Below are 24,700 nucleotides of genomic sequence, written 5' to 3'. Positions count from 1 at the left end.
TTCAATTTTATCTTTTTCAAAAATATCTTTAAGTATCGGGTTTTCTTTATTATAAACCATCCACCCAAATATCTCTTTGAATTTTGTATTACCCTTTAGTAATGCAAATATCACCATAAATAGCACTTCTGCTAATGGATACTGTATCTTTCCTATATCTACTCTATAATCTGGTATTGTCTTTAACGATTCAAGCAATGCTTTTGCTTTTGTATATTGTTTCATTGTTGACCCCTCATTTTTTTGAGTCAACTCAAGCAAAAATCTTTCCAAAATCTTTTTTTTATAAATATTTAAAATTTCATCGGATTTGGCTGGTGTTAAGGTTTTTAATGTTTATCGACTAAAGCCGACTTTACAGAAAGTCTTTTTTTGAAAAAATAGACCACTGATTAACTTATTTAATGATTTGTAAAAAAACTCTTCACATCCTCAACCACCATATATAGGGCAGGAACGATCAACAGTGTAACAAATGTGGCAAAAAGGATTCCAAACCCAAGAGATATTGCCATAGGGATTAGAAATTTTGCCTGTCTGGAGGTTTCAAAGATCATTGGCATCAAACCTCCAAAGGTTGTTATGGTTGTAAGCAAGATAGGGCGAAATCTTTGCAAAGCCGCTTCACGTACAACTTTCAGAGTAGATGCTTTTACTCTACTCTTGTAACGGTTAGCAAAATCTACCAAAATGAGAGCATCATTTACAACTATTCCGCTAAGAGCCACTATGCCAAACATACTCACAACACTAAGGCTGTAATCCATTATCAAATGTCCAATAATTGCGCCTATAATTCCAAACGGTATGCCCACCATCACAATTAGCGGTTGAAGGTAGCTTCTAAATGGAATTGCCAACAGAGCATAAATGACAAACATAGCCAATATAAATGTAGTCTTTAGAGTAGATAAACTATCTCTTATCTCTGTCTGATCACCTTCAAAACTATAAGAGAGTCCTGGAAAACGCTTTTTTAACTCTGGTAAAAATGACTCTTGAAGATCATTCATAACCTCTATAGCTTTACTGCGTGGGCGAATATTTGCCTCTACTGTAATGACTCTTCTTCCATTAACTCTATGAATTTGTGTATATGCTTGCCCCCATCTTATGTTTATTAGATCCATCAATGCAACCTCTTTACCATCTTTTGTAAAGAGGCGTAAATTATAAAGGGTTTGCAGCATTTCACGCTCTTTTTTTGGAAGCTTTACCATCACTTTTATCTCATTATTATCTACCAAAATACGCTGTGACTCTGCACCATAAAAAGAGGCACGCACCTCTCTTGCAATAGTTCTTGCATCAAATCCCAATGTATAGGCTAAAGGTTTTAGCGTAAAGTTTATTTGCGGTTTACCACTCTCAAAACCGTCACTAATATCATAAACTCTTGGATAGTTATGCAGTTCTTGAGCAATGAGCCTGCTTGCCTCTTTCAATATTTCAAGATTGCTATGTTTTATCTCTAAAGATATAGCTGATCCATGTCCGGGACCTCTGGAGTGTGCAGAAAACTTTAGAAGTTCAGCTCCCGGAATTTCACCTATCTTTTCTCTCCATAACTGAACAAAATCTGCTGTAGAGAGTAGCTTTTCACGAACAACTGCAGGTGGCAGATAGACCCTTATTAAAGCTTCGTGAGCCCCTTCACTGCCAACACGGGCATAAACTCCGTGAATATACTCTGATAACCCTTTCTCCTCTTCTACAATGTATGCGGCATCTGTCATCCTCTTAACTATCTGTTTAGTCTCATCTGCCGGAGTTCCCAATGGCATTTTCAAAATTGCCTGAGCATAATCAGACGGAACACGTGGAAATATCTGCATTCCCATTCGACCACTTAAAGCATAAGCAATTGTAACAATCAGCATAGATATGGAGACAACAATAAGAAGATAGCGGTGATGAAGCACAAATGTTAAAAAAGATCCAAATTTAAAACGTACCCAACCTCTAAATGCTCGACTAAACTTTTGCTGTAAATTGTGTATAAACCTTAGCAAAGGATTGGAAACATCACCTTTTATGTGAGCCAAGTGTGATGGCAGAATAAAGAGTGACTCTACCCATGAGACTAAAAAGATTATTATGACAACAACAGGGATCACTTGAAATATTTTCCCTATCATTCCAGGAATAAAATATATTGGTAAGAATGCAACGATATTGGTTAAAATGGCAAACGTAACTGGTACTGCCATCTCACGAACACCTTTAACGGCAGCTTCTACAGGCGAAAAGCCCTGCTCTCTGTAGTGGTAGATATTTTCACCTATGACAATGGCATCATCAACTACTATTCCAAGTGCAATGATGAAGGCAAAAAGAGAAACCATACTAATGGAAACATCAAGAGCTGGAAATAGGAAAAAAGCTCCCATAAATGAGATAGGAATTCCCATCATTACCCAAAAAGCTAGGCGTATTTCAAGAAACAGAGCAAGAACTACCAAAACTATGATAAGCCCTACTGCACTGTTTTTCAACAAAAGGTTTACACGATCTGCAAATGTATCTGCCGAGTTTGTAAGCACTTTCATATCTATTGACTGAGGTAGTTCACTATTATAGTTTGCCATCTCCTCTTTTACTATATTTGCAATTGCTATTGGTGAGTAGTCTTGTGGATTTCTTACAGCCATATATATGGCAGGTTTACTGTTATACAGAGCAAAATAGTCCTCATTTTCAAAATTCTTTCTAAATTTTGCTATATCTTTTAGTGTAACTATCGCCCCAGATTTGGTTGTAATAATTGGAATATTTTTAAACTTTTCGATCAACTCTCTGCGCTGATTTAAGCGTACCAGTATCTCTTGACTACTTGTTTTTATACTGCCTGCCGGAAGGTCTAAAGAGTCACTATTTATGCGTCTTGCTACCTCTTCTAAAGATAGGTTATATTTTCTAAGGGTATCTTTGTCGATCTCTATACTATACTGTAGAGCAGAGACTCCATAGATTCCAACTTTTGAAATTTCAGGGTGTTGTAAAAGTCTTTGCTTAAATGAGAGTGCCAAGTTATATAGTGTAAGTCTGTCGCTATCTCCATACAGCATTAAAGAGATTGTCTGCTTCTCATAACTTCGCATAACTACTCTTGGGCGTTCTATATCTGTAGGGAATGTTCTAATGCGATTTATGGCATTTTGCACATCATTTTGCAGTTGTTGTAAGTCATACCCTCTTTGAGCCTCTACAGTTACACTTCCTACACCTTCTGAAGCATTGGAAACTACCCTTTTTACCCCATCTACCCCGCTGACAGCCTCTTCAATAGGTAGAACGATCCCTTTTTCTATCTCTTCAGGGCTTGCTCCCGGATATGCTACACTGACACGTACCTCATCATGTTCAAAGTCTGGAAAAACCTCTTGACGCAGATGAGAGATCATTAAAATACCGCCGATGATGGCTACTATCATCAAAAGATTAGCAGCTACCGGATGCGCTGCCATCCAAGCAAGTGGACCTCCCTGAAAACGTTTTAAATTTTTCATTTGGAAGTTTCTACCTTATCTTCATTTCCAGCTACTCTTAACAGCATCCCATCTATAGGATTTTCTATGAGAGTTGTTACAATTAACTCATCAGGTTTTAAAATATTTGCATCTATATATAACTTGTCACCTTTGCTCCAAACAACATTTGCTCTTCTGATGTGAAGATGTTTATCTGCTCCAACGATCCAAACTTCATCATTGCTATGTAAAGCCTTTGATGGAATCTCTATGATATTTTTAATAACCCTGCCCTCAATCTCCAAACGTACAAACTCATTTAGAAAAAGTGGCTCTTTTCTATTTAGCGGATCATCTATACGTATAAGCAGATATGCCATTTTACTGCTCTCATCTACCATCTTTTCAACACCTTCAATAACCCCATTTATCCCTTTTACAACTACTTTAGAGCCTTTTTTAGCATTGTAGCCTGGAATATTTAACTTATTTAGAGTCTCTAAAGAGATAGCAGTACGAACCCAAAAAGCATCTGCACGAGCGAGTGTAGCAAGAGCCTTTGATGATCCTACAACATCTCCAACTGCTGATGTAACATTTAAAACAACAGCATCAAAAGGTGCATAAATCTTACACCTCTTCAAATCTATCTCTGCCTTTTTAAGTGCTGCCTTTTGCGCTTCAAGATTTGCTTTGGCAGCTTCTACGTGAGGATAACGCAAAATATATCTCTTTTGTGCTTCACTTACATTTTGATCTGCCATTGAAAACTCAAACATAGCACTCTTTTGATTTTCAAGCTCTTGAGCCAGTTGAAGCTTGGCATTTTCTACATTTGACTTACTCTTTTTTAGCGCAAGTCTAAAGTCTGTATCATCCAACTCTATTAGAAGTTCACCTTTTTTTACTACACTGCCAGGTATGAGACGCGGTGAGATACCAACTATTTGTGATGAGACCCTTGCTGAAAGTGTTTGTGTGCGAACAGGAATAACAGTTCCAAAAGCTTCTACCTCTATAGGTTTATCTATTGGTTTTGGTTTTATTGTCTCTACAAGAGGAGCAAAATCTTCTACTCTTTTAATATGATGTTTAAAAGCTTTTGGCTTATGTGTAAGCCATCCATAAGATAGATATAGTGCCGATGCGAAAATAGCCAACCCAATAATAGTTGAAATAAAACTCTTTATTTTCATTCTTTTAAATCCCTCTCAAATAAAATGGGACTAAAGTCCCAACCCCTTAAAATTGAATCTTGACCCCTGTTTGATCCCATTTGCTAATTCCATCCTGAAGCTGTAGCACGGTAAAAAGATATATATGCCTTTATCAACTCCAACCTACTTCTGACTTCTCTATCTTTAGCTAACTTTAAAGCCAGTTTTGCATCTAAATATCGTTTAAAATCCTCTGTTCCGTGCAAGTAATGCATACGGTAACTCTGCTCTTTTTTTTCTGCTATTAAAAGTTGTTGTTTAGCTATCTGGTAGCTTTTCTGCTTTGTCTCAATAGATTTTATAGCATTTGCAACCTCTACAGCTGCTTCTACTAAAAGCTTTTTTAGATTAAAAATCAGCTCTCTTCTTTTATTTGTTGCTATCTTCACATCTGCTTCTCTACTTCCGGCATCATAAATTGGTGCAAGTAAAGATGCTACAATAGATGAAGACCAGTTTTCAAAAATGTTATTTAAAGTTATATCACTTTGCCTAACCGAAGCACTTATTGAAAATCGTGGGTATTGAGCTGAAACTGTTGCCGCAACTCTTCTATCTTGAGCTTTTAAAGACTCAAGAGCTGCTTGAATATCTGGACGCTTCAGCAACACTTCAGATGAGACAGAACCTATCTGTTTAGGCATTTTTTCAGGTAAAGATGGAATTGTGTTTAGATTAAACTCTAACGGTGATTTACCTAAAAGTGCTGATAGAGTGTTTTTATATAGCTCTTTTTGGTACTTAACTGCTTCTAAGTCTGACTCCATCTGTTTTAAACTGCTTTGCTGAGACAAAAAATCTACCAGTTTAGCTCTTTGTCTTTCATACCTCTGTTTAAGAAGAGCCACCTCTTTTCTTGCCAACTCTATACGCTCTTTTAAAATCTTTTCACTCTCATAACTATACGCTAAATCATACCAGTTTGTTACAAGATTTGACGATAGTGCAATATACACTGTTTCATAGTCAAATTTTTGCCTGTTATAGTCGTGAAAACCTGCTTTGCTCAGCGCATCTAATCGTCCAAAAAGATCAACTTCATAGCTTGCCTGCAAAGAGCCTGAAATGTCGTTGGATACAAAGGTACCATTTTCAAAACTCTCTTTGGAGTGTGAGCCACTAAGTGATAAATCAACAGATGGATAGAGTGATGAATTAATTTTTGCAAGTGTCTCTTTTGCTTGAGAAATTCTGCTTTTGGCTGCAAGAAGATCAAAATTTTTTGTAATAGCCTCATTTAAAAGAGAGTTTAACTCTCTATCATCAAACCCTTCCCACCACTTTTCAGGTCTGTTTGGCAGTGATAGATTGGTATCATTAAGAATTTTTGGAAGTTGAACAGGTTTATATGAGGCACAACCTATGAAAAATAGAGATAGTAAAATGGTTGAAACAGAGATTAGTCTCATTCCTATCTTCATTAATTACCTGATTCTTTAACTAACTGAAGATTATGCAATCCATACTTCTCCAATAGATCAAAAAGTTTAATGATACGCTCATACCTTACATCTTTATCTATACGCACCACAATTGGACGCTCCTTATCTTTAACTGTTGCAAACTTGGCATCTATCTCTTCAAAAGTTAAAATATCTTTATTTATAGCTATCTCATCTTTGCTAAGCTCTATTATCAACTCTTTTTTATCTATAACCTTTGATCCCTCTTTTGAACTTGGAAGGTTTAGCATAAGTGCCAATTCATCTTTTTTAAAAACAGATGTTACTAAAAAAAATATTAGAAGCAGAAAAACAACATCTACAAGAGGGGTCATATCTAAAGTTAAAGATTCTCTGCGTTTCATTGGTTGGAGCCCAAAATTTTTGATAAAATCACTTCTTCAAGATTTGCTTCGACACTATCCAAATAAGCCATAATGTAGTTATACCCTACCGTATGAATGATAGCTACAATTAATCCTCCAACTGTTGTAACCAAAGCCATAGAGATACCATTTGCAAAAACTTGCGCGTTACCCATTCCAACCTTTGCTATACCTTCAAAAGCCATCAATACGCCGACAACTGTCCCAAGAAGACCAAAAAGGGTAGCAGTTGTAGCTATGTTTTTTACAGTAGGCAAACCTTTTTCAAGTCTTTTAAGACGACTTTGTAAAAGCTCTTTTATGAGAATGATTATAGTATCTTTATCTTTTGATGCTATTGATGAAAATTCACTTAAAATCTCATCTGCATGCTGTTCTGCTTTTTTATTATAGATTAAAATCTGTATAACTTTAGTTACCATAAGAGCAATGCCGATAGTATTCATAACCAATAAAATTTTCATTATTACTCCACCGGCTTCTATATACTCTATTAATCCCACAATCTCTCCTTTTAATGTTTCAAAATATAGTTTATTGGAACTCGAAGAGTTAAAGAGTCAGACTCAAAAGCATTTGGCAATGGCTTAAATGCTCCAATCTTCTCTAATGTCCTCTTTGCCGCTCTATTCAATATATTATATTTGCACTCTTTTAAAATATTAATATTGGAAACTTTTCCATCTTTTAGTATTGTAAACTCTATCTCAACAACTCCGCTTCTATGCATTCTTTTTGCTCTTCTTGGATAGTACTTATTGAATTCAATTAATTCACGAACCTCTTTTAAATAGGCTGCTTTAACTGCATCCATCTTTGCTCTATCTACCTTTTGAGCAGAGGGTTTACATATTTTAGGTGATGATTGAACACTTTTGGGTTGAGGCTTTTGTACAGGTTTATGCTGCTCTTTTTTCTCTTTAGGTTTTGGTTGTTTAACTACTTTTTTTTGAACAGGTTTAGGTTTTATTTTAGTTTTCGGCTTTGGTTTGGGCTTAGGTTTTGGTTTTGGCTTGGGTTTTATTTTTGGTTTTGGTTTAATCTCTGGTTTTGGTTTAGCTTTTTCAACTCTATTTTGCTCTTGTTGCTGATGATGTTTACAAGTTACAGGTTCAGCATAGCAAATATGAATAGATACCTTTTTACTGTTTGTTGCACTTTTTTGCGATGGCTTTTCAATATTAGAATAAAAAATTATAGATGCTTCTATGATCGAAACAATTACTAAAACAATAAAAAAAATAACAAATCTATTTTTTTCAGCCACTAAAAACCATCCTTAAATTTAAAAACACACAATTATAAGATAACTCTGTTATGAAAATGTTAAGTGATTAAAAAAATAAAATTGGAACGAAAAATGCTTATGCCTAAAACATAGAGCCTTTTACTATCTAAAGGCTTGGTAATGTTTCGTAAAAATCAGCCATATATTTATTTATATGGGTATCTCTAAGACCTAAGTAACTTTAGATTTTAGAGGTGCCCATAAGACAAATATGGCTTGCCAACGGATTGGCTTAGGTTTTACGAAACATATAATTAAGGAGGAATATATGAGTTTTCGGATCAATACAAACATAGCGGCTCTCAATGCTCACGCAAACGGAGTAGCAAATAACCGCGCACTCAATACATCGTTGGAGCGATTGAGTTCTGGTCTTCGCATCAATAAAGCTGCAGACGATGCATCGGGAATGGCTATTGCTGACTCATTAAGAGCTCAAGCAAGTGCTTTGGGGCAGGCTATTAAAAATGCAAATGATGGTATTGCCATTATCCAAACAGCTGATAAAGCTATGGATGAACAGATAAAAATTCTAGATACCATTAAAACCAAAGCTACTCAAGCAGCTCAGGATGGTCAAACTGAAGAGACCAGAAAAGCTCTACAACAAGATATTGTTAGATTGATGGAAGAGCTTGACAATATTGCAGGCACTACATCATTTAACGGTCAACAGTTGCTTTCTGGACAATATACAAACAAAGAGTTCCAAATAGGTGCTTACTCTAATACTACTGTTAAAGCATCAATTGGTGCTACAAGCTCTGATAAAATTGGTAATACCAGATTTGAAACAGGTTCATTAATTTCAGCAGATGCTGAAGTTACACTTACCTTTGTGGCTGTTGATGGTGGTCATGATGTTAAGATTGAAAGTGTTGTAATCAGTAATAGTGCTGGTACGGGTATGGGTGTTTTAGCTGAAGCTATTAATAAAAACTCAGATAAAACTGGTGTTAGAGCTTCTTGGTCAGTACAATCAACTGGTGTCTCTGCCGTTGCATCTGGTACTCTTAGTGATTTAACAATCAATGGTGTCTCAATTGGAACAATTGAGGTTGATGCAAATGATAAAAACGGTGCATTAGTGAATGCTATTAATTTATTAAAAGATAAAACTGGTGTTGAAGCATCAATTGATGAGCGTGGACACCTTAATCTAACCAGTGTTGATGGTCGTGGTATTGTTGTTTCTGCATCATCAGGTCTATCTGCAGTAGGATTTGGAACTGACCAAACTGAAGTTAACTATGGACGATTAACTTTAGTACGACTTGATGCACGAGATATTGTTGTTAGTGGTGGAACTAATATTGGATTTGATGGTAGTAACGAATCAGAAGAGACAATCAATTTACGTTCTATCAAAGGTGGTTTCACATCTTCACAAGCAGAAGCAATGGGCTTTGTAGCTAATGATAATATAGCTTATCAAGTTTCAGGTGGTGTTAATGCCGGTGTTACTACTCTAAAAGGTGCTATGGCTGTTATTGATATAGCTGAATCTGCTCAAAAACTTCTTGATAAAATCAGAAGTGATCTTGGTTCTGTTCAAAATCAGCTTGTTTCAACTGTTAACAATATATCTGTTACTCAAGTTAATGTTAAATCTGCAGAGAGTCAAATTAGAGATGTTGACTTTGCAGAAGAGAGTGCAAACTTCAACAAACATAACCTTCTAGCACAATCTGGAAGTTATGCTATGAGTCAGGCTAATGCTGTTCAGCAAAATGTTATGAAACTATTACAATAAAGAAGAGAGTTTTCTCTCTTCTTTATACTATATATTCTCTTGTGGTGGTGAAAGATAAAATCCTTGAAGATACTCTATTCCTAAAAATCTTGCTTTAGAAAGTACCTCTTTTGAGTGGACAAACTCTGCTACCATTTTAATGTCAAGCTCTTTTGCAAGAAGAATGATAGATTTTACAATTTTTAATGATATTTCAGAATTTGGTAGATCTTTGATTAAGCTGCCATCTATTTTAATAATATCTATTGGAAGGTGCTTAAATATCTCATAATTTGCATACCCGCTACCAAAGTCATCTAATGCTATTAAAACACCATATGATCTAATTTCATCAATTCTTTTTTTTATGATATCTATATTTTCAAGCTCTTCATATTCTAATAGCTCTATTGCAAGCAAAGACGCATATGTTTTATGTTTTTTTATACTCTTTATAACAGAATCATATATTTTACTATCAAGAATATCAGAAAAGTTAAGATTAATACTTATCTTGGCACCTGTCTGCTCAATTTTATTAAATACATTTTCAATAACTACATTAGTAAGTTCAGTATAAAGTGTTGTTGAAAATATCTGTTCTAGAAAAAAATATGGACCAACAACTGTTTGATCTTTTTTAATAAGTCTTACAAGTGCCTCATATTTTACTATGGAGAGTGTTTTAGAATCAAAAATTGGTTGATAATAGCAAACAATTCTGTTATGCTCTATAGCTTCCTTGATTTCAGAAATTGTAAGTTTATTCATTGTTTTATAATTTTCATGTTCGAGTTTTATACAATTTCTACCATCCTTTTTTGCAAGGTACAACATTTCATCTGCATATCTAATTACTTGATCAATTGTTTTAAACCTTTGTGGATATTTATTTATTCCAACAGAAATGGTTGTTTTGATTATTTGATCTTCATATATAAACTTCTCTTTCTCCACAGCATCTTTTATTCTTTTAGCTATCTGTTCACCAACATTAAAATCACCATTTACTTTTACAAAAAGCAAAAACTCCTCTCCACCATAACGAAAAATAAGATCTTCTTCTCTTATGAGTTTTTTTACTATTTTAGCCAAGTCCTGCAAGACTATGTCTCCTGCTTTATGTCCGTAATTGTCATTTATTTTTTTAAAATGATCAATATCAAACATAAGCACTTGATAGTTATCAATATTGACACTTTTAAGAAATACTCTCAGGTAATGCCTGTTGTAAACTCCTGTAAGAGAGTCTGTATAACTTTTTATTTTCATTTTATAATTAAAATATATCTCCATAGCAAAAAGTAGTATCAATACTAAAATTGCTATGAATATAAAAAGAAAACTTCTATTAAGCGGTTTAATTATCTCTTTTACCATATCAGGCAATTCAAATGAAAAGTCTACTGCAAGAACAGCAACTACCTGATCTTTATGTAAAATAGGATGAAGGTAAGTTGTCCAAAGTGTTTCAAGCTCATACTGGTATATAATATTATCTTGCTTAGTTTCATAAACTTTGTTCCACTCATCTATATTAACATCAAGTGGTTGATCCAACTCACCTTTATCTTCATGACTTCCATCAACTAGATATCTGTAAATACTATTTTTATCTCTGTAGAGAATATAAACATAACGAAAAGAGTTTGTTGAAATAGTAGAAAGAACTTGTTCAAAATTAGATCTTAGCTTAGCGTCTGAATGCAAAGCCTCTAATGGCGATCTACCTTTCAAATTCTTTTTTAAGTTTTGATCTATATTTTCAACAAACTCTTTTACTATATGGATTAAGAGATTATCTATATTATCATTAAGCTCTTTTTTGATTGAGTTGACAGAAAAATACATATATGCAAATACCGCAAAAATAGATATAAGAATTACCGCATATATTTTTGCGATATGTCTAAAAATCATCTATTTTCCTCTACATAACGACTAAATTCGTCAGGTAACTTTATATTGTACTTCTGTAGATTTGATTTTAAAAAGATAATATTTGGTCTTCCCTTTTGCCAGTAAAACCCTCCAATAGCTCTATTTTTATATTTACGTAATAGATGATACTTTTTAACAAAAATTGGCTTATCTGCTAAAATATCTTCATAATGATCTACTATTAAAATATCAGCTTGATCAGGAATCTCTACAAAAAGAAATTTCTTATCTTTCAAATTTTTATAAGGATTTCTACTATTGAACCAAACTTTTATAAATCTTTTTTCTTTAAAGATTGAAAGCAGAATTTTATTACATATTTTCTGTTCAACCTCTTGCATTGAACCAAATACAAATATGGATAATAGAATGAAAAAAATAAGTTTTTTCAAAACAGATACTCCAAATTCAACCAAAATTTCTGCTCTACAACAGGAATAGAGTATGGAACTCCATTATATGCCTGTTCAAGACCTTTGTTCAAAATATTCTCTCCCCGTATACCAATAGAAAAATCTTTGCTTATATGATATTTTACTGATGCTGTCCAATCGTAAGATCTCTTTATCTTTAAGCCAAAAGAGTCATATGAACTTTTAAAAACAAGCTCATTATAAATATCAAACTTGTTATAACGATTAAATAACATAGCAGTTATTCCCCATTTTGGAGAAAGATTTATAGGTTTATGGTTATAAGTATCATAAAAAACTATATCAAATCTGTTGTTATTGTCAAAATCATAATGGTATGTTAGTTCTAGAAGATTATATTTTGATTTAACTCCAAAAAGATTTATAAATCCTTGGTTTGGCGGATAGTAATTATAAATAATAGGATCTTTTACTTGGTGTTCTCCCATTGTAAGATTTATATAACTATTCTCCATATTATATTGAGTAAAAAAGAGTAAAATATCAGTTGTTGGTGCAACTAAATTTTTATTTGCTTCATAAGGTATTCTATCTGGATTATATATTTGATATAACGTAACTGGAAGGTAAGAATGAGTATAAAGTAATTGAAAATGCCATTTTTCATCTTTATATCTTGCAGCAAGTTTATATGTTGATTTACTATATTTTTCTATATCTTTTTCATAACTGTAAAAATCCTTTTTAAATGATCCAACGAGACTTATATTTGAAGTCAAATAGTAACTATCTTCAAAATATAGTGAACTGTAATCTAGACTATTTTTATAACTGTTTTGGTAACTGTTTGAAATATTGTAATCAGTTAATACATCACTTTTTTCATAAAACTCTTTATATTTATAAAAACCTCCATAAAAAAGTCTGTTATTTTTAAAAGATAAAGTCTGTTCAGCTGTAATAGAATAGATTTTATCATCAAATGTAATAGTATAGTTAGTTACAGGTTGCTGCATTCCATAAACATAAATGCCATTTGGATCTACAAATATTTGCTCATAATCAATATCATCAGCTGAGAATTGTACTTTAAAACCATTCTCAAATTTTTTAGTTAAATGAGCATACTTCTGTTTCGCATAAAGCCTGCTTCCATCTGGTGTTTTATAAATTCCAATTCCTATGAAACTATCAACAGTTTTGTTAATCATTCCAGTTTCAAAAAGCCACTCTTTGTACAAAAAATTGGCATAAAAGTTATAGTCTTGTTTATCACTGCTATATGTATATATTTTACTATTATAGGTTGTATTATATTTCTTGTTTTTAATATCTTGAAAATCTCCATAAACAAAGTAGGAAAAGTCATCGTTAACTGTTTTGGCATTATATAGATTTAATATTGAAGAGCCTTTATGATCTAACATAAAACGAGCTTTTCCACCCTCCTCTCTATTTGCCAGTTTAGTGTACAGTTTGATTACAATAGGTGCTGTTTCATTACCAAACTCTATTGATGAAGTTGCTTTGTAAACCTCTATATGATCAATATACTCTAAATTAAGATCACCCCATATTAAAAATGCACTGCCAAAAGATGCAGATGTCATATCATGATCATTAATAAAAATACGAACTCCACTTGTAGGAAATTTTCCATTTGAAGATGTAGATATAAGTGAAATATTATTTATAGCACGATAAAGATTGATTCCTGGTATAGTTTTTAAAATATCTTTGAGGTTTTTAACCTGCATTCTCTCAAGCATCTCTCTGGTATAAAGATAGAGTATTCCGCTTGTTTCTTTTTTTGTTTTTTTAGAAAGTTCAGACTCTTTTTTATACTCCTGCAAAAGTAAGTCTATACTAGAGTCATCTCCAAAAAGATTTGCAATAGTTGCTAACATAAATAGAAAAAAAGTAATCTTTATCTTTTTATGCATTAAAATTCCTTTTTGACTAAAAAAGACACTTTTACCAATTTTTTTAGCTGATCTTTTTAGTATTAGGTTTTCTACTTTTCTGAATTTTTACTTAATATATTGGTAAACTCTTTGATTTTTTATAAATCTTAATATTCTTCACAGAGAGTATAAACATATATGCATTAAGTATATATTAAAAGTGCCTATTTTTTTTGAAAGATTATAGAGAATTTGTGAGACTATAATAGAAGTAAAAAGTAGTTTGGTGGAGTTGAGGGGAATCGAACCCCTGTCCAGAAACAAGCAACTCCTGGCGTCTACATGCTTAGACGACATTGCTAAATTTAACACGGTTTCGCGCAATGTCCAAAGCTATACCGTGCGAGCCTCAAAGATTCGCTTACAGGTGAGGCAACCTGTAAGTATAGCCATAAAGGTTATGATACTCTCAAAATCCGCCTATATGGCGTCAGCGGTGAGAGCAGCCCAAGTATGTTCGGTTAAACTTACGCTGCGTATGCGTAAGCTGGGCGGTAATTTGTATTGTTTGCGTTTATTGCTTGTGGGCAGATTAACGATATGCCCAAACCGACATGCAACCAGGAATCACCTGCTCCTGTCGAAGCCAAGTCAACCCCATATAAAATTTACGCAAACAACTATTACTCGTTGATCAACTCTTTGATCGAACGTGCAAGTGTAGATATATTATCAATCTTTTGGCTATTTGTCAAGTCTTCTTGAAGCAAAATTTTAACAAAGGCACTTCCAACAATTACTCCATCAACCCCTTTTGCCTTCTCTTTTGCAGTTTTTTCATTAACTCCAAAGCCTATGTACAGAGGTGTGTCTGTATTTTCTCTTACTGCAGAAATGATTGAGTCTAAACTTTCACTTTTTTCTGCTCCTGTAATTCCAGCATATGCAACCATGTAAATGAATTTTTTAGCATCTTTAACAATATCAGCTATACGCTCTTTTGAGTCAGTTGGTGCTACAAAATCAATTAGGGCAATATCTTTTTCATCAAACATTTGACGATAAGCTATACCCTCTTCATGCGGAAGGTCTGGAATAATAAAACTACTTACGCCATACTCTTTTGCTTTGGTTAGAAAAAAGTCTAATCCTTTATGGTAAAAAGGGTTAAAATAACCCATCCATAATGTATCTATTTCTGGTGCTATCTTTTCACTTACTTCAAGCAAGTCTGCAATCTTAAAACCATTTTGCAAAGCTAAAAGATTGGCAGCTTCAATGACTGGACCATCAGCAACAGGATCTGAAAATGGAATTCCAAGCTCAAGTGAATCCACACCTGCTTCTTTCAAAGATAGAGCCAAGTCAACTGTAAAATTTTTATCTGGAAACCCTGTTGTTATATATGCTACTAACTTTTTCAAAATTTTTATATCTCCGGTACATTTAAAATTTTTGGATTAATATCTTTAAGCTCATCATCATTTTCAAGTTGTGTATACCAAGCCCGAAACTGATCATTTACAAGTAAAAGCCAATCTATTATCTCTTCAGATAAAGAGTTTGGGTTTTGCCGAACTGACTCCATTAAATCTTCAGCCAATTCTGATAGAAGATGTATTCTATCTATTTTTAAAAATCCAGAAGCAGATTTGATATTGTGAAAAATTCGAAAAAGTTCATTGATCATTTCAATTCTGCTAGCTTCATTCTCAAGCGCAATAATTGTTGGCTCCATAGCTTCTGTCATAATATCTAAATGATCAAGAAACTCATCGACAATATCATAATCATACTCTTCTTCGAGTCGTGCTCGGATACCCATTTAATCCTCTTTAAAGAGCTTTTTAACACTCCGTTTGATTGCAATTATACCATTTTTTAGATAGAATCAATCCACTTTTGAAAGACCGACAGAGTAAGTGTCACAAAAGGATTGTACAGGAGAATTGATATGCCAAAGAAAGAGACAATTACATCTTTGCAACAGGCAAAAGGAAAACGTAAAATAGTAATGATTACAGCTTACGATGCACTATTTGCATCTTTGTTTAGCGAATCAGCCGATATTATTCTTGTCGGTGACAGTCTCAATATGAGCTTTAATGGAAAAGCAGATACTCTCTCGGTCACTCTTGATCAGATGATTTATCATACACAAGCAGTATGCAACGGGGCACCAAACACCTTTGTAGTTTGTGATATGCCGTTTGGGTCTACCAATACAAAAGAAGAGGCTCTTACCAATGCTGTTAAAGTCTTCCAACAAACAGGTGCTGATGCTGTTAAAATTGAAGGTGGATGCAACCGTGCTGAGTTAATCAAACATTTAACAGACAATGCTATTGCTGTAATGGGGCATATTGGTCTTTTGCCTCAATCAGTAAGATCTGAAGGCGGTTACAAAGTTAAAGGGCGCGATGAAAATAGTTTTGAACAAATTATTGAGGATGCCAAAGCAATTGAAGAAGCAGGTGCATTTGCCATTGTAGTTGAAGGTGTTACTCCAAATCTTGGTGCAATGGTCACTCAGTCAGTAAATATTCCTGTCATAGGAATAGGTGCAGGCAAATTAACTGATGGTCAAGTTCTGGTATGGTCTGATATGCTTGGATTTTTTGAAGAGTTCAAACCTAAGTTTGTCAAACGCTACTTAGAAGGGGCAAAGTTGGTTAAAGAAGCTGTAAAAAATTATAAACAAGAGGTTGAGAGTGGAGTATTTCCAGCAGAAGAGCATACTTATAAGTAAAAATATTTATCTATCTATAACCGCTTTTGGAGCAATGTAATTATGGAAAGAATGGTCGAAATAGAGAAGTTCGATTATGAAAACAGTTATGAAGCGAATCTTCGTCCAAGTGCTTGGGATGAGTACATTGGACAAGAGAAGATAAAAAAAAATCTTCGTGTATTTATTCAAGCCAGTAAAAAAAGAGATGAAGCACTGGATCACATACTTTTCTTCGGTCCTCCTGGACTGGGGAAAACCACTCTTGCTTATCTAATCTCTTCAGAGATGGAGAGTAACATTAAAGTTACAGCAGCTCCAATGATTGAAAAAAGTGGAGATTTGGCAGCTATTTTAACCAATCTGGAAGAAGGAGACATCCTTTTTATAGATGAAATTCATCGTCTAACTCCAGCTATAGAAGAGATTCTTTACCCTGCTATGGAAGATTACAGATTGGACATCATAATAGGCAGTGGTCCAGCAGCCCAAACCATTAAACTTGACTTACCGCGCTTTACTCTTATAGGTGCAACAACACGTGCCGGAATGATTTCAAACCCTCTTAGAGACAGATTTGGAATGCATTTTAGAATGCAATTTTATGAAAGTAAAGAGTTGGCGTTAATCATACAACAAGCAGCAAATAAGCTTGAAAAACCTTGTGATGCTGATGCAGCACTGGAGATTGCAAAAAGAAGCAGAGGAACACCTCGTATAGCTCTAAGACTTCTAAGGCGTGTAAGAGACTTTGCTGAAGTGGAGAATGAAGATCATATTCATCTTGAAAGAACCAAGTTTGCCCTTGATGAGCTAGGAGTTAATGAAAGAGGATTTGATGAGATGGATATCAAACTATTGAAACTTTTAATTGAAGCAAAAGGCAAACCACTTGGTCTTAGTACAATAGGAGCTGCACTAAGTGAAGATGAAGGAACAATTGAAGATGTAATTGAGCCATACTTGCTTGCTAACGGATATATTGAAAGAACGGCAAGAGGTCGCATAGCAACACCAAAAACATATGATGTTTTTAAATTATCACCAAAATTACAAGGTGCGCTTCTTTGAAACCGCAATACTTTATAGTACTGCTTCTCATAATTTCTGGTTGGTCAGTCTATTTTATCTATAGACCTTTTATGCAAGATATTACTATTGCCATACTTCTTATGTTTGCAACACTTGGAATTTCCAAGCATTTAAGCAAACATTTGAAAAAAAGATGGCAAATCAGTGCAATAATGACTCTTCTTTTAGGTGTAATGTTTTTTGCACCTCTTGTCTATATGATAAATGCAATAGCTATCATAGTTGCACAAATAGATCCTGTACTCATACAAGAAAATGTAGAAAAACTTTCAAATTTTCTTCAGACAATATCTCTACCTACAAAACTGCTTGATCAGATGAATATTGATCCACAAAACATATATACTGCTTTAGCTGATATATTTAGTGAAGAGAATATTAATAGCTATCTTAAATATACAATATCATATTTTGGTTCTCTTGCAGCCCATAGTGCTGTCTTTTTTAAAGATATGGTTCTAATTTTAATTTTTTACTTTTTTACATATCTGTATGGTGAAGATATTGGACATTTCATAAAGCGTATACTTCCACTTGACACTGCTCAAACTCAACTTCTCTTTAATGAACTTTCAAACTCAATGGGAGTAGTATTTTTCTCTATTTTGGCAACAGCAATTTTTGAAGGTGCTCTATTTGCTATAATTGCGGGAATATTTGGTTTAAATATGATCTTAATGGGAATTCTGTACGGCTTTGCATCTTTAGTACCAGTTATTGGCGGCGCTTTAATGTGGGTACCTGTCTCGATCTATTTATGGATCACAGAAGGAAGTACCCCTGCATTAATTTTGGCAGCCTACTCTATTATAGTTATTTCTATTATTGCTGATACATTTATAAAACCGATAATAATTAAAGAGATTGACTATAAACTTCTTAAAGAGACACAAGCTGTCAATGAGATTTTAGTCTTTTTCTCAATCATTGCCGGCTTGACAACAATCGGTTTTTGGGGCATGATTATAGGTCCGGCAGTTACAACCATTTTTATAGCATTCTTAAAGCTATATGATCAAATTCAATCTACTATAAAGGAACAATAATGAAACTGATAGCAAAATTTATGCTTGCTATTTTTATCTTAACACTACAACCAATTTTGGCTAAAGACTCTACTTTAACTTTTGAGCTAAAAGAGAGTGGAGCACCGTTACTGCATATCAAAGATACATCAAATGGAATTATTATAAAAGAGTATGAAGGAAAAGTAGTTTTACTAAACTTTTTTGGAAAAAATTGTAAATGGTGTATGAAAGAGATTCCGCATCTTGTAGAGTTGCAAAAAAAATATAAAGGAAAGTTCCAAGTTGTAGCTATCCATGCGCAAGAGCAGATGACTTTAAAAGAACGTTCACAGCTTGAAAATAGATTTCACTTTAACTATCCAATCTATGAATATTTACAAAATATCGATTTTATACGTTACATATCTCAGCGTGCTGGATGGAATGGGAACCTTCCATTTTCTATTATATTTGACAAAAAAGGAAGTGCCGTTCAAATCATCCCTGGCTATGCACCCAAAGAGAGTCTGGAAAAAATCATTAACTCTTTAATAAAATAGGCTTGCCTCGTTTGGCAAGCATTTTGTAGCCAATAACTCCTGCAACTATCATTGCAAAAGATAGTAACTGCCCCATCGTCACCCAACCGCAACAAATATAACCAAGTTGAATGTCAGGCTCTCTCCAAAATTCTGCAACAAAACGCGCTGTTCCGTAAAGAATGGCATACAAAGCAATAAGTTCACCCTCAAAACGCTGTCTCTTTCTATAAAAGAAGAGTATCGCAGCAACTAAAATCCCTTCTAAAAATGCTTCATAAAGCTGAGAAGGGTGTCGTAATGTTTGATTTACATAAATTCCCCAAGGTACATCAGTAGCACGCCCTACAAGTTCTTGGTTTAAAAAGTTTCCAATGCGACCAAAAACATAACCTACAGGAACACTAAGTGCTACAAGATCCATCCACATCCAAAATGATGTTTTTGTTTTTCTTACAAAAATCCAGGTTGCTATTAGAAATCCTATGACGGCTCCATGGTAGCTCATACCACTGATTCCTGTAAATGTACCTCCCTGAAAAGGGTTAAATATTTGCCAAGGATGCGTCAAATAGTAGGATGTGTGAGGATCATAAAAAAGAATATAACCTAATCTTGCCCCTAAAATCACACCTATTTCAACATATATAAAATAGCTTTCAAGCATTTTATCTTCAACAGGATATTTGTCATTTTTTACATACCACCCGGCGGCATAAAGCGCTGTAAGAAGCGCCAAAACATACATAATGCCGTACCAGTGAACATTAAAAGGACCTATGCTAAAAGCTATTGGATCAAAATGTTCATATATATGTTGCCAATATGTCATTATTTATCCAATGCTTCTGCAATAAGTTCAATAGGATTTTTAAATATAGCTTTACTGTCTGCTTGATAGAGTGCATTTCCTAACTGCATACGGCAAGCACTACACTCTGCCGCAACAACATCAGCTCCTGTTTCATCTATCATTGCAGCTTTAGGCTTTCCTGCCGCTTCAGCCAAATGGAATTTTTCAGTCTGAATTGTTACACCGCCAAATCCACAACATCGGTTTGGATCACTCATCTCTTTAAGCTGATATGTCTGTTGCAAGAGATTACGCGGCTCTTTGTAAACACCTTGAACTTTTCTTGCATGGCAAGGATCATGGTAAGTTACAAGCAAATCACTTTTAACACCCTTCTCTTTCAAAATCTCTGACAAATTGGTGTGGTTTGCAAGCCACTCAGTAGCCATAAAAATCTTTTCATTCAGCTTTTCAGCACGCTGTGCCCACTCTTCTTCACCACGGTTTCTAAAAAAGACTGCCCAGTCATGCTTAATCATTGCAGAACAGGTTGCCTCTGGAATGATAATGGCATCTACATCATCTATAAAGCTTTCAAAATATTCAATATTCTGCTTAGCCAATACTTCAACAGTTCTGAAATCTCCAGTAAAATAAGCCGGTGCGGCACAACACTTCTGATCTTTTGCAAAAAATACATCTATTTGAAGCTCTTTTAAAATCTTTACAAGCCCGTGACCAATGCCAGTATAGTTATAGTTTGCCAAACACCCTATAAATATTGCTACACGTCCCTTGCCACCGTGATCAATATTTTCAGGATAAGAGTTAAGCACACTTGTACTTGCCATACTAGGAAGAAGTCTATCTTTTTTAATAATAGGCAGATTAAACCGCGGAATCAAACCACCACGCTTTTCATCTGTCTTAACGGCACAAGATTTAAAGACATACCCCAACTTGCTTGCGATATCCATAATAGTACGATGGCGCAATAGGAAAAAGAAGAGTTTTTTAAACCAAGCAATGCCATACTTGTCGGCAATCTCTTTACGAACCTCTTCTATAACCATATCTGTAGGTAGAGAGTTTGGACAGACATCTACACAGTTTGTACACAAAAAACAGCTCTCAAAGATATCTTTTGCTGTACGGTCAAGCTCCAACTCTCCCCTTTTATGCGCTCCTAAAAGGTCTATAAACCCACGTGGACTGGTTACCTCATCTGCATTGACATTGTGAATCGTACAGACAGGAATACACTTACCACACTTAATGCAATCATCACTGATTTTTGTATAATCGAAAAGATTTTTTGGCTCAGACAAGATACTCTCCATAAATTTTTATTACTTTGTTACTATTATATATTTGGTTGGAAATAGATTTTATTTCCATTCTTGATTTTTTTTATAATACCAAATTCAGCTAAAACATTAGCATGTTTACGAATTGTTTGAGCTGATAACTTTAACCGTTTAGACACTGTTTTTGTATCTAAAGGTAAAGAGCTTCTTGCAATTGATTTGATAATACGCTTTTGTATTAAAGACAATATTATTCCTTTTTTATCTGCAATATCAAGCATCCTTGATTCAACTGTATATTTTGTAATTCTTGAAGCAAGTCTTTCTAACCCTTCAAGCATAATGTCTGTAAGATAGTAAAAAAAGTATGTCAAATCATAACTTCCATCTGGCAACTTATTTCTCTCTACTGCTACAAAAGCCTTTTCATAATCTTTTTTCTTCTCCATAATCACTTCAGATAGAGAGATATATCGAAACATATCATAGCCACACTTTACCAAAAGATGTGTAAATAGAATTCGTACAGTTCTTCCATTACCATCAAAGTGGGGATGAATATAGGCATAAACAAAATGAAACATCATCGCTTTATAGATGCAGTCAATAACTTCACTCCAATCATCCTCATCATTAACGTAATTTAAAAGATCATCAATCATCTGATGCATTTTTTCAATATCACCAGTTGGTGAAAAAATTACTTTCTGTTTAGAATCCAGTATCTCTACAAGATCATCTCTAAACTTTCCTTCATCTGTTTGCTTATCAAGTGTTCCCTCCGTAACAACTTGATGCAGTTTTAAAATAAAATCTTTATCAATTGGTTTTCGAATATGTTCATCACTATACTCTAAAGCATAATAGTTATTTACAACCATCTTTTCTGATCTATTTTCTGGAGTTAGTTTCTCTTTAATAAGCTCTTTAGTACGTTTATGTGTTGTATAGGCTCCCTCTATTGTTGAGGAGCTAAAAGCTTCTGAAATAAGAGTATCAAATACTAAATCTTTTTCATATCTACTTTTTAAAAGATACTCTATACTCTTCCAAAAACTATTGATTTTCTCAACACGACGATTTAACTCTTTTGTTAGACAAAAAGCAAATGATTCACCTTGACTACTGAAAAGATGTCGTATATTTCGTTTACGATAATCAGATACTTTATCAAGAACTTGATCAAAATCACATCCTGCATTTTGCACAACAGATTTTCGATACTCCATCTCAATGGGCGTAAAGTATCTCTCAATCGTAAAATACTTTGCAAACTTCTCCTCAGTGTCCAATGCTTTCATCTACCCTCTTGCTACTTTTATACTGTTTTGCTAAAGGTCTTCTTACTTTCAGCATGTTTTTTCATATACGCATCAAACGGCATAGCAATATTTCGTATTACCAATGTACCTGTTTGTGAAACGGTAATCTCTTTATCAGATATTTGAACTAATCCTTCATCGACCATAGGTTGCAACTCTTTTACAGCATCAGCAAAATAGTCATTAAAATCAATTCCAAACTCTTTTTCTACTCTTTTTATGTCAAGTCTGAAGTTACTCATCAACTCCATAATAACCGATTTGCGAATAAGATCATCTTCATTTAACTCAACTCCACGCCAAAACGGCAACTTACCTGCATCAATAGCAGCTTCATACTCAGGCAAATCTTTATAGTTTTGAGCATAATAATCTCTTCCTTCACCAATACTGGTTACACCAACACCGATTAGATCTACACCTCCACGGGTTGTATAACCTTGAAAGTTTCTATGCAATTCACCCTTATCAATAGCTTTAAAAAGCTCATCATCAGGCTTAGCAAAATGATCCATTCCAATCATTTTATAGCCATTATTTGTAAAATAGTCAATCGTATGCTGTAAAATTGCTAGTTTCACATCCGGGCTTGGAATTGTTGTTTCATCTAGTTTTCGCATAGTCTTTTTAAGCCACGGAACATGAGCATAATTAAATACTGCAAGCCTATCAGGATCAAGTGAATGTGCCATCTCCAATGTATTTTTAAAACTCTCAAGCGTTTGATAAGGCAGACCATAGATCAAGTCAATATTAATACTTTCAACACCATACTTTCTGGCAAGCTCAACAGCATCTTTTGTAATATCGTAAGGTTGAATGCGATGAACTGTCTGCTGAACAATCGGCTCAAAATCCTGAACACCAAAACTAATGCGTTTAAAACCATGCTTTTGAAGAACTTTCATTTGCTCTTCATTAAAGAAGCGTGGATCTATTTCACAGCTGACTTCAGCATCTTTAGTAAAGTTTGGAAAGTGTTTTTTAACACTATTCATAATATCATCTAGTTGTTCAGCACTAAAGAAAGTTGGAGTTCCTCCTCCAAAATGAAACTGAACAACATCAACAGATGTATCCATAACCTGCGATAAAAGATCTAATTCACGAGTTAGGTAGTCAATATAGCGAACCTTCTTCTCTTCTTTAGATGTAAAAACAACATTACACCCACAAAAATAGCAGGCACTTCTACAAAATGGGAGATGAATATAGATAGAGATTGGCTTTTTTACATCACGATTTTTCAGTTTTTCAATATAACGATCATATGCAAAATCTTCAGAAAACTCTACAGCCGTCGGATAACTGGTATATCTTGGACCAGGTTTGGAATATTTAATAAATTGTTTAAAGTCGATCATAAAAAGGCTCCCTTAAAAATTGGTATATTTTCTCATAATTTCTATAAATAAGTGCTAAATCCATATTCTGAAGATATTAAGAAGTATTTGAAGATATAAGATAAAAATATAGTTATTTAGGCACAATTATCTCTAACTTTTTATCATATTTATAATTTATTATCTCTTCAGTTAAAATCAGGCACTGACAAAAAAGGTACACAATTTGCTTATGTAAAGATATGAGACCAAAAGAGTGTAAAAAATGTCAATCAAAGCGAATAGTAAAATCAGGGTTTAAGAAGTTAGTTGATCGTAAGGTTCAAAGATATAAATGCCAAGAGTGCGGACACTATTTTACAACTCAAGAGAAATTTCATCATCTGTCTCAAGAGAAGATAGAATTGATTCATAAAATGTATGAAGAGAAAGGAGAACAAAGAAAGATAGCACGGATTCTTGGCATTTCACTTAAAGCAGTACAACATCATCTGAAAAAAAAAGATGAAGCAAACGATTGAATTTTACCAAGAGAGTATTCAAAAAATCAGAGATTCTTTGTCTTTCGAATATAGTGTAATGGATGAACTTTTTACATTTGTTGGCACTAAATTAAATAAATACTATGTCTGGGCAGCTATTGCTTATACAAAAACAGGAAAACCATTTTATTTCTATAGATTGTGCAAACAAAGCCGTTTTATAAGAAACAACTTAAACGGCTGAAATTTTAAAAAAAAACATACCTTTTTGTTTCATTTTTAAAACACTTCAAAACTGCGAAGTGTTTTGATGATGAAACATAAGTTTCATCA

General features: G+C 34.0%; 23 protein-coding genes and 1 other RNA gene. 7 read left to right on the top strand and 17 right to left on the bottom strand.

Going from position 1 to position 24,700, the window contains the following annotated elements:
- The 7 genes from BM227_RS09560 to BM227_RS12640 form a co-directional block, all read right to left on the bottom strand.
- On the bottom strand, positions 1 to 225 hold a 225-nt coding region (locus BM227_RS09560; RefSeq protein ID WP_143089730.1), incomplete at its 3' end, for a transposase family protein.
- 176 nt (positions 226 to 401) lie between these two features.
- Positions 402 to 3,509 (bottom strand): efflux RND transporter permease subunit, encoded by a 3,108-nt coding sequence (locus BM227_RS09555; RefSeq protein ID WP_092913382.1) that lies wholly within the window; start codon positions 3,507 to 3,509, stop codon positions 402 to 404.
- Positions 3,506 to 4,666 (bottom strand): efflux RND transporter periplasmic adaptor subunit, encoded by a 1,161-nt coding sequence (locus tag BM227_RS09550; protein WP_092913380.1) that lies wholly within the window; start codon positions 4,664 to 4,666, stop codon positions 3,506 to 3,508. Before BM227_RS09550 ends, BM227_RS09555 begins: the two co-directional genes overlap by 4 nt.
- Positions 4,667 to 4,749: 83 nt before the next feature.
- A complete protein-coding gene (locus BM227_RS09545; protein ID WP_092913378.1) occupies positions 4,750 to 6,108 on the bottom strand; it encodes a TolC family protein in 1,359 nt (452 codons plus the stop codon).
- Entirely contained in the window at positions 6,108 to 6,494 is a 387-nt protein-coding gene (locus tag BM227_RS09540) for an ExbD/TolR family protein (RefSeq protein ID WP_092913376.1), read from the bottom strand. Before BM227_RS09540 ends, BM227_RS09545 begins: the two co-directional genes overlap by 1 nt.
- The gene (locus tag BM227_RS09535) at positions 6,491 to 7,018 is read right to left on the bottom strand and encodes a MotA/TolQ/ExbB proton channel family protein (protein WP_092913374.1); all 528 of its coding nucleotides are present in this window, start codon (positions 7,016 to 7,018) and stop codon (positions 6,491 to 6,493) included. The genes BM227_RS09540 and BM227_RS09535 overlap by 4 nt, the downstream gene beginning before the upstream one ends.
- A gap of 11 nt (positions 7,019 to 7,029) precedes the next feature.
- On the bottom strand, positions 7,030 to 7,782 hold the full coding sequence (locus BM227_RS12640) for an energy transducer TonB (RefSeq protein ID WP_143089729.1): 753 nt from the start codon (positions 7,780 to 7,782) through the stop codon (positions 7,030 to 7,032).
- Between the two features lie 289 nt (positions 7,783 to 8,071).
- Between BM227_RS12640 and BM227_RS09525 the strand changes: the two genes are divergently transcribed.
- The gene (locus BM227_RS09525) at positions 8,072 to 9,556 is read left to right on the top strand and encodes a flagellin A (RefSeq protein ID WP_092913370.1); all 1,485 of its coding nucleotides are present in this window, start codon (positions 8,072 to 8,074) and stop codon (positions 9,554 to 9,556) included.
- A 27-nt stretch (positions 9,557 to 9,583) separates the two neighbouring features.
- On the opposite strand, the gene BM227_RS09520 is transcribed toward BM227_RS09525, so the two are convergent.
- The 6 genes from BM227_RS09520 to BM227_RS09495 all read right to left on the bottom strand — a co-directional run bounded on the left by BM227_RS09520 (position 9,584) and on the right by BM227_RS09495 (position 15,579).
- On the bottom strand, positions 9,584 to 11,455 hold the full coding sequence (locus tag BM227_RS09520; RefSeq protein WP_092913368.1) for a bifunctional diguanylate cyclase/phosphodiesterase: 1,872 nt from the start codon (positions 11,453 to 11,455) through the stop codon (positions 9,584 to 9,586).
- Positions 11,452 to 11,868 (bottom strand): hypothetical protein, encoded by a 417-nt coding sequence (locus BM227_RS09515; RefSeq protein ID WP_143089728.1) that lies wholly within the window; start codon positions 11,866 to 11,868, stop codon positions 11,452 to 11,454. The genes BM227_RS09520 and BM227_RS09515 overlap by 4 nt, the downstream gene beginning before the upstream one ends.
- Complete coding sequence (locus tag BM227_RS09510) at positions 11,865 to 13,793, bottom strand: TonB-dependent receptor plug domain-containing protein (protein ID WP_092913363.1); 1,929 nt, start codon at positions 13,791 to 13,793, stop codon at positions 11,865 to 11,867. The genes BM227_RS09515 and BM227_RS09510 overlap by 4 nt, the downstream gene beginning before the upstream one ends.
- A 245-nt stretch (positions 13,794 to 14,038) precedes the next feature.
- Positions 14,039 to 14,413: a transfer-messenger RNA gene (ssrA, locus tag BM227_RS09505) on the bottom strand.
- Between the two features lie 24 nt (positions 14,414 to 14,437).
- Positions 14,438 to 15,178: a tryptophan synthase subunit alpha gene (trpA, locus tag BM227_RS09500; protein WP_092913361.1), complete on the bottom strand. Its 741-nt coding sequence runs from the start codon at positions 15,176 to 15,178 to the stop codon at positions 14,438 to 14,440.
- A 5-nt stretch (positions 15,179 to 15,183) separates the two neighbouring features.
- Positions 15,184 to 15,579: an Hpt domain-containing protein gene (locus BM227_RS09495; protein ID WP_092913359.1), complete on the bottom strand. Its 396-nt coding sequence runs from the start codon at positions 15,577 to 15,579 to the stop codon at positions 15,184 to 15,186.
- A 129-nt stretch (positions 15,580 to 15,708) separates the two neighbouring features.
- Here BM227_RS09495 and panB point away from each other — a divergent pair, with 129 nt between their 5' ends.
- Genes panB through BM227_RS09475 form a run of 4 tightly spaced genes read left to right on the top strand, consistent with a single transcriptional unit; the run spans position 15,709 to position 19,141 of the window.
- Entirely contained in the window at positions 15,709 to 16,503 is a 795-nt protein-coding gene (gene panB / locus BM227_RS09490; RefSeq protein ID WP_092913357.1) for a 3-methyl-2-oxobutanoate hydroxymethyltransferase, read from the top strand.
- A 42-nt stretch (positions 16,504 to 16,545) separates the two neighbouring features.
- Positions 16,546 to 17,553 carry a Holliday junction branch migration DNA helicase RuvB gene (gene ruvB, locus BM227_RS09485; protein WP_092913355.1) on the top strand — a complete coding sequence of 336 codons (1,008 nt, stop codon included), beginning with the start codon at positions 16,546 to 16,548 and terminating at the stop codon, positions 17,551 to 17,553.
- Positions 17,550 to 18,620, top strand: coding sequence for an AI-2E family transporter (locus BM227_RS09480; RefSeq protein ID WP_177202033.1), 1,071 nt, complete (start codon positions 17,550 to 17,552; stop codon positions 18,618 to 18,620). The genes ruvB and BM227_RS09480 overlap by 4 nt, the downstream gene beginning before the upstream one ends.
- Positions 18,620 to 19,141 (top strand): TlpA family protein disulfide reductase, encoded by a 522-nt coding sequence (locus BM227_RS09475; RefSeq protein ID WP_092913351.1) that lies wholly within the window; start codon positions 18,620 to 18,622, stop codon positions 19,139 to 19,141. Before BM227_RS09480 ends, BM227_RS09475 begins: the two co-directional genes overlap by 1 nt.
- Here BM227_RS09475 and lgt read toward each other — a convergent pair.
- From lgt to hemN, 4 genes are read right to left on the bottom strand one after another with little or no spacing between them, the layout of a single operon-like run.
- The gene (gene lgt, locus BM227_RS09470; protein WP_092913349.1) at positions 19,122 to 19,952 is read right to left on the bottom strand and encodes a prolipoprotein diacylglyceryl transferase; all 831 of its coding nucleotides are present in this window, start codon (positions 19,950 to 19,952) and stop codon (positions 19,122 to 19,124) included. The genes BM227_RS09475 and lgt overlap by 20 nt on opposite strands.
- Entirely contained in the window at positions 19,952 to 21,253 is a 1,302-nt protein-coding gene (locus BM227_RS09465; RefSeq protein WP_092913347.1) for a (Fe-S)-binding protein, read from the bottom strand. Before BM227_RS09465 ends, lgt begins: the two co-directional genes overlap by 1 nt.
- Before the next feature lie 23 nt (positions 21,254 to 21,276).
- Positions 21,277 to 22,521, bottom strand: coding sequence for a Fic family protein (locus BM227_RS09460; protein WP_092913345.1), 1,245 nt, complete (start codon positions 22,519 to 22,521; stop codon positions 21,277 to 21,279).
- Positions 22,522 to 22,538: 17 nt separating this feature from the next.
- Complete coding sequence (gene hemN, locus BM227_RS09455) at positions 22,539 to 23,906, bottom strand: oxygen-independent coproporphyrinogen III oxidase (RefSeq protein WP_092913343.1); 1,368 nt, start codon at positions 23,904 to 23,906, stop codon at positions 22,539 to 22,541.
- Between the two features lie 221 nt (positions 23,907 to 24,127).
- Here hemN and BM227_RS09450 point away from each other — a divergent pair, with 221 nt between their 5' ends.
- Positions 24,128 to 24,406 (top strand): IS1/IS1595 family N-terminal zinc-binding domain-containing protein, encoded by a 279-nt coding sequence (locus tag BM227_RS09450; protein WP_092913127.1) that lies wholly within the window; start codon positions 24,128 to 24,130, stop codon positions 24,404 to 24,406.
- Entirely contained in the window at positions 24,390 to 24,611 is a 222-nt protein-coding gene (locus BM227_RS12930; RefSeq protein WP_092913125.1) for a hypothetical protein, read from the top strand. The genes BM227_RS09450 and BM227_RS12930 overlap by 17 nt, the downstream gene beginning before the upstream one ends.
- Positions 24,612 to 24,700 lie beyond the last annotated feature (89 nt).

The sequence above is a fragment of the Hydrogenimonas thermophila genome, assembly GCF_900115615.1.
Taxonomy (GTDB): domain Bacteria; phylum Campylobacterota; class Campylobacteria; order Campylobacterales; family Hydrogenimonadaceae; genus Hydrogenimonas; species Hydrogenimonas thermophila.
Note: the sequence above shows the minus strand (reverse complement) of the source record. Positions and strands in the feature narration are given on the sequence as shown.